The sequence below is a fragment of the Marinisporobacter balticus genome (genome assembly GCF_004345705.1).
GTDB lineage: Bacteria > Bacillota > Clostridia > Peptostreptococcales > Thermotaleaceae > Marinisporobacter > Marinisporobacter balticus.
The window spans coordinates 1-5,997 of record NZ_SLWV01000056.1 but is presented as its reverse complement, the minus strand read 5'-3'; the positions used below and the strand labels follow the sequence as shown (position 1 = coordinate 5,997).

The window sequence follows — 5,997 nt, the reverse complement described above, 5'->3', positions numbered from 1 at the left end:
ATCAAATTATTTAATCTGAGAACCGTTTGATTTTTTATCCTATTGTATACCCATTTAATCCGAGAATTTTTGCTACTTTAATTTGAGAATCGACAGCAGATGAGGAACTTTTTTTCTAAGGCGTCTAAGTGTGTCATCTATGACCCTTTCAGATCCAAAGTAATTTGTACCCCAAACTGCATCAATGATATTTGTTCTACTTATTGCATTGCCGCGGTTATCTATAAGGAACTCTAAAATATCATACTCTTTCACGGTTAGGACTATTTCTTCATGGCTGTTGCTGATTATTCTTTTTTGTCTATGAAAGGTATAAGGGCCTAGAGGAACTATTACCTCACCTTGTTTCTTCTTTATATTCAAAAGGCGATTCACTCTCAAGACCAACTCTCTTGGAAGAAATGGCTTAGGCAAATAGTCATCGCTTCCCATCTCAAGTCCAATTACACGATCTAGTTCTGCACTTCTAGCGGACATGAATACGACGGGAATTTCAGGTGTATTGCTCTTGATTTGTTTGATTAAGGCATATCCATCCATACCAGGAAGCATGATATCAAGTATCCATAGATCAGGTTTCTTTGCATCTAATCCATTATGAAAGGTTTTTACATAGTATTTAGCATCTGCTAGATAAGATACTAATAAATTTCTTAGAGGCTTTTCATCTTCAACTAGAAATATTTGTTTCATACTTATCACCACATTATCTATTTTGATTTTTCAACGCATCCTTAACACCATCTATAATACCTCTAGATGAATAGGTTGCACCACTTACCACATTAGCATCAGTACTTTGTGAATCAACAATGCTATCAGGTATAACATCATTTGCTCTATTAAACCATTTTTTATCATCTCTGTTTTCTATGACTTCTACTGCTATAATCTGTTCATTATTCACTGTCACTTGCACAGTAATGGTACCTTTAAAGCCTTCACCTTTACCTGTGTATACACCGTCGGCAATACCTGACCCATCTCCTAAATTTTCAACACATTTGTCAGTAATCACTGTTATCTCATCTGATGTTGACGGCAAAGGTTCAATCATTGTGTTTTTATCAACATTAGCTTCAGCATGGTGCTTATTTTTAATATTTAAAGGATTATCTCCATTATAAATATTATATACTAAGAAAGCGCCAATTAATACTAATACACTTGTAAGCATAGCTAAATATCTCTTTTTTTCTCTTTTTTTCATGTTGGTTTTACCATAATGAAGACTACCTTTTACAGGACAGCTAGAAACACATTGGAAACAGTTAATGCACTGAAGGGCTCTTAAGTTATTACATTTTGATACCTCGATATTCATTGGACAAGCTTTATCACATTTTTTGCAGTTCACACATAAAGATTTGTCTCTTGTAATTGTAAACAATCTAAAGTAACTCATTAGACCATACTTAGCTCCTTCAAAACAGAAGTAATTACAGAACGGTCTTTCAAAGAATAAAGCAATTAATACAAAGAAGCACAGGATACCAATAAAACTAATTGCAACCATGTTACCTAACAATAATTTTTCAAAATTTACTCTTGGATCAAATGACATAATACTAAAAATGAAATCTGATCCAATGAGAAAAACAAGACCCAATAGTATATATCTACTGAATACCAATACCTTTTGAATGGCTATTGGCATCTTTCTCTTTTTAATACACAACAATGATCCTAGCTTACTGAATAGATCTTGCATAAATCCAAAAGGACAAACCCAGCCACAGTAGAATACACCAGATAAAAGCATCAACCCTATAATCACTAGCATAGTTCCTCTAAAATCAGCAAAAAATCCAGCTATTGTAAGAACTAAGCATAGAATCTGAACTCCTAAACGATATTTTTGAATTTTCTTCATAATACGCACCTTCTTTCATAAAATACGATAGCCTAGACATTATTTAGTACTGGCAAATTTCATTTAAACAAAACTTCCTGTTAATTTGATTATAAGGGCATATATAATGTAAATCTACTACAAAGCCATGTGAAGATTATGTGAAAGTTGTGGGAACGAGAAAAAGGCATTTCAATAAGATTTCGGGTTGTAGATGAGCGGATTGTAACTTCTGTGTAAAATAGCCCACATGGATTTAGTTGTGATAGAAAACTTTCAAAACTTTAATAAAATTGAAAATATAGCAATGAATGTGATATTATTAAGGAAGAGATATCGTGTATTTGTTGATCCAAAATCCTATATTAAAAAAACAAATAGGAATAGAAAGGAAGAAAAAATATGATTAAGACGTATACGCATAACAAGCTATCTTCTATGTATCAATACTTGATTATAGCAGTAGTAATCGTATGGATTGGAGATTCCATATATAACAAGCAGTATCTTAATGTATTTGTAGGCGTAGCTTTGATTTATATTTCTTTTTGTGAAAAAAAAGTTTTTATCACGCAAGAAGGGATATTGATTCGAACAAAGAGAATGAAAAGAACAAAAGAAAGAATAATAAAATTTTCGCAAATACAGCGTATTAGTGTTCAAAAAAGAAATGGTAAAGCGATGTTCTATTTTGCAAGGGAAGGCGCAGGGCAAAAAGCGATTGTAGATGCTGAAAATGTAGAACAAATAGTAGCGTGGGCTAAGAAGCATAACAAAAAGATAGATGTTTATTATATAGACTAAGATTAAAAGAGATCTATACTGTTTCAAAAGGAATAATATGGGCAAACGTTAAAATATGTAAATGAGTAGATAAAAAGATTTTGAAGGAAATATATACGATGCAATAAATTTATATCTAATGACCATACATAATTAAGGAAATGATCAAACAGGTACAGAGATTTCTGGAAATAAAAAACTAGGATTAAAATCATATTTGGTTTTATTAGGTAGTAGAGAAGAAGGGGCAGATATTAAATTTGTCACTGCTGAAGAATATCAGAATAAAAGAATGGAAATCATGGAAGAAATAAAAGAAGAAATAGATATAAAAGAAAAAGGATTTATGAAGGAAGTACCTCTTTATTCCTGAAAACCGGAATAAGTTCAAAAAAACGGAAAAACTATAAATAGACTTTAAATCACAATATATAAGGGATTTAATAATAGAATGTTTACATAGATTGAAGAGCTAGTTCGGAAAAGTGAACGAAATTTAGCTACAGATATTTTAACAGATATAAATATTTATGAAAATTAAATTCATGAAAATAATTGTAATAAAAAATGACTATTTAAAAATAATTTTTAGTGAAAATCATATAAAAAATAAAAACACGTTTAAAGTCAATAAAATACGGACTTAAAGCGTGTTTTTTTTGAAGGAATGATTCATCAGAAGAGAGAAAACAGTATATTTAATTCGCTGAGAAGAGATAATGATCTATAAATGAAAATTATTTTATCATTTTATTTATAAAATGGCATGGATATTGCAAAAATAAAAGTAAATAACTAAAATATTCGATTTTGTGTAAATTACTTAGTGATGAACCTTTTATGAAATATGAAATGATTAAATTGGAGCGTATAGATTCGTTTTAAAATAAAAATGTGAAGGAGATGAAGTAATGAATGCGATCAATAAAATGACAAATCATTTTTACTTTGGAGGATGTGATACGATAGAGCTTGCTAAAAAGTATGGAACACCGCTTTATGTGATGAATGAGGAGCATATCAATGAAAGATGTCAAGAAATTAGAGATGATTTCTTAAATAAATATGAAAATACAAAGGCTGTTTATGCAAGTAAGGCTTTTTTAACCATGAAAATGTGCAAAATTATTGAGCGAGAAGGTCTGGGCATAGATGTTGTTTCAGGAGGAGAGTTATATACAGCAATCAAGGCAGATTTTCCAATGGAAAAAATAATTTTTCATGGGAATAATAAGACATTAGATGAAATAGAAATAGCTGTAAAAAACAATGTAGGAAGAATTGTTGTTGATAATCTGTATGAACTAGAATTATTAAATAGCGTAGCACAAGCATTTGGAAAAAATGTAGAAATTTTATTTAGAATTACACCTGGTGTAGATAGCCATACCCATAAGTATATCAGCACAGGACAAGTAGATTCTAAATTTGGGATACCTCTTAAGGGAGATATTATAAATGAGGCCGTTAAAAAGGCAATGGATCTGTCAAATATTATGTTAATGGGTTTTCATTTTCATGTAGGTTCCCAGCTTTTTGATCATTCGTCCCATATAAAAGCTGTAAAAATATTGGTTAAATTAATGGATGACATGAAAAAGAAAACAGGATTTGTAACAAGAGAATTAAATACGGGTGGAGGATTTGGCATATATTATAAAAAAGGAGATGAACCAAAACCTTTAACTTATTTTACAGATGCTATTATGGAAACGATCATAGATGAATGTAAGACATATGGACTTTTAATACCTTTAGTAATTATAGAGCCAGGAAGATGGATTGTAGGAGAAGCAGGGATTACATTATATACTGTAGGGGCTATTAAAGAAATACCGGATGTAAGAACTTATGTAGGGGTTGATGGTGGTATACCAGATAATCCAAGACCTGCCCTATATGGTGCAAAATATGATGTGGTTGTTGCCAATAAAATGGATCAAGAGAAAGATGAAGTAGTGACAATCGCAGGGAAATGTTGTGAAAGTGGAGACATTTTAAGATATGACTTAGAAGTTCCAAAACTTCACTCGGGAGATATTTTAGCGTTTAAGAGTACAGGAGCTTATAATTATTCTATGTCAAGTAATTATAATAAAATTCCAAGACCAGCAGTCGTTATGGTGTGTAACGGAGAAGATCAATTAATGGTAAGGCGAGAAACTTATGAAGATTTATTAAAAAATGAATTGTAAAAAGGTATAATGAGAACATATAGATGTATAAATAGATTTATTAGCTAAAAATTTAATGCATGACTATTTTTCTTGTTTCTGTGAAAGTATGAAGAATAGCTAAAATTTGTTAGGACATGTGAGAGATTAAACGAAAAAGGAAATATTCGTAACAAGGGAGGATATAGGATGAAATTTACGAAAATGCATGGAGCAGGGAATGATTTTGTATTATTTAATGGAATAGAACAGAAAATTGATGATTATGAAAAATTGGCAATAAAGGTTTGCGACCGACATTTTAGTGTGGGTGGAGACGGAATAATGGTTGCTGAAAAAAGTGATGTGGCAGATGTGAAAATGGTTTATTATAATTCAGATGGCTCACAAGGGGAAATGTGTGGCAATGGTGTTCGATGTTTTTCAAAGTTTGTATATGATCATCATATTGTAAATAAAGAAGTGTTCAGGGTTGAAACCTTAGCAGGAATCAAAACGATATGGCTTGAAGTAGATGAAAAAGGAGAAGTAAAGTTAGTGAAAGTAAATATGGGAAAACCTATATTTGATGCACAAAAGATACCTGTTTTATGTAAAGATGAAAAAGTAATCGAAAAGCATATAGAAATAGATGGGAAAAATATTGTATTTTCCTCTGTATTAGTAGGGGTACCCCATACAGTCATTTTTGTTGAAGATATAAAAGGGATAGATATTAACGATTTAGGATATAAAATAGAAGCGCACCCCAAATTTCCTAAAAAGACAAATGTGAATTTTGTAGAAGTAAAAGAACGTAATAAAATAAATGTATATACATGGGAAAGAGGAGCTGGAAGGACACTAGCATGTGGTACAGGGTGTTGTTCAAGTGTTGTTATTGGAAATATTTTGAATAAGCTTGATAATCATGTGCGTGTACAAGCAGAAGGCGGGGTCATAGAAGTTGCATTAAAGGATGCATTTGAAATTTTTATGAAAGGGAGTGCAACGACTATCTGTATAGGGAACTTTGAAAATATGTAGGATAAAAAAATTAAAATGCGGCTATCTCATCCGTTAGTTAGCCCTATTCTAAGAAATATATAGTTTTCTATATATAACGTATTAATGATTTAACATTGGGAAAAATTACAATCAAATATTCCGCCTCTTTGATGATATTATGTAAACATAATCTATGAGGGG

The 5,997-nt window shown here is 31.1% G+C and carries 6 protein-coding genes; 4 read left to right on the top strand and 2 right to left on the bottom strand.

Features of this window, described 5'->3' with window-relative positions:
* Positions 1 to 72 precede the first annotated feature (72 nt).
* Positions 73 to 693: a response regulator transcription factor gene (locus tag EV214_RS18315; RefSeq protein WP_132248429.1), complete on the bottom strand. Its 621-nt coding sequence runs from the start codon at positions 691 to 693 to the stop codon at positions 73 to 75.
* 13 nt (positions 694 to 706) lie between these two features.
* On the bottom strand, positions 707 to 1,873 hold the full coding sequence (locus tag EV214_RS18310; RefSeq protein ID WP_132248427.1) for an FMN-binding protein: 1,167 nt from the start codon (positions 1,871 to 1,873) through the stop codon (positions 707 to 709).
* 381 nt (positions 1,874 to 2,254) lie between these two features.
* Between EV214_RS18310 and EV214_RS18305 the strand changes: the two genes are divergently transcribed.
* From EV214_RS18305 to dapF, 4 genes are all read left to right on the top strand, one after another.
* Complete coding sequence (locus EV214_RS18305) at positions 2,255 to 2,656, top strand: hypothetical protein (protein WP_132248425.1); 402 nt, start codon at positions 2,255 to 2,257, stop codon at positions 2,654 to 2,656.
* 196 nt (positions 2,657 to 2,852) lie between these two features.
* A complete protein-coding gene (locus EV214_RS18920; RefSeq protein WP_165916475.1) occupies positions 2,853 to 3,008 on the top strand; it encodes a hypothetical protein in 156 nt (51 codons plus the stop codon).
* Between the two features lie 538 nt (positions 3,009 to 3,546).
* Complete coding sequence (gene lysA / locus EV214_RS18300) at positions 3,547 to 4,830, top strand: diaminopimelate decarboxylase (RefSeq protein WP_207669732.1); 1,284 nt, start codon at positions 3,547 to 3,549, stop codon at positions 4,828 to 4,830.
* A gap of 168 nt (positions 4,831 to 4,998) precedes the next feature.
* The gene (dapF, locus tag EV214_RS18295) at positions 4,999 to 5,835 is read left to right on the top strand and encodes a diaminopimelate epimerase (protein ID WP_132248423.1); all 837 of its coding nucleotides are present in this window, start codon (positions 4,999 to 5,001) and stop codon (positions 5,833 to 5,835) included.
* Positions 5,836 to 5,997 lie beyond the last annotated feature (162 nt).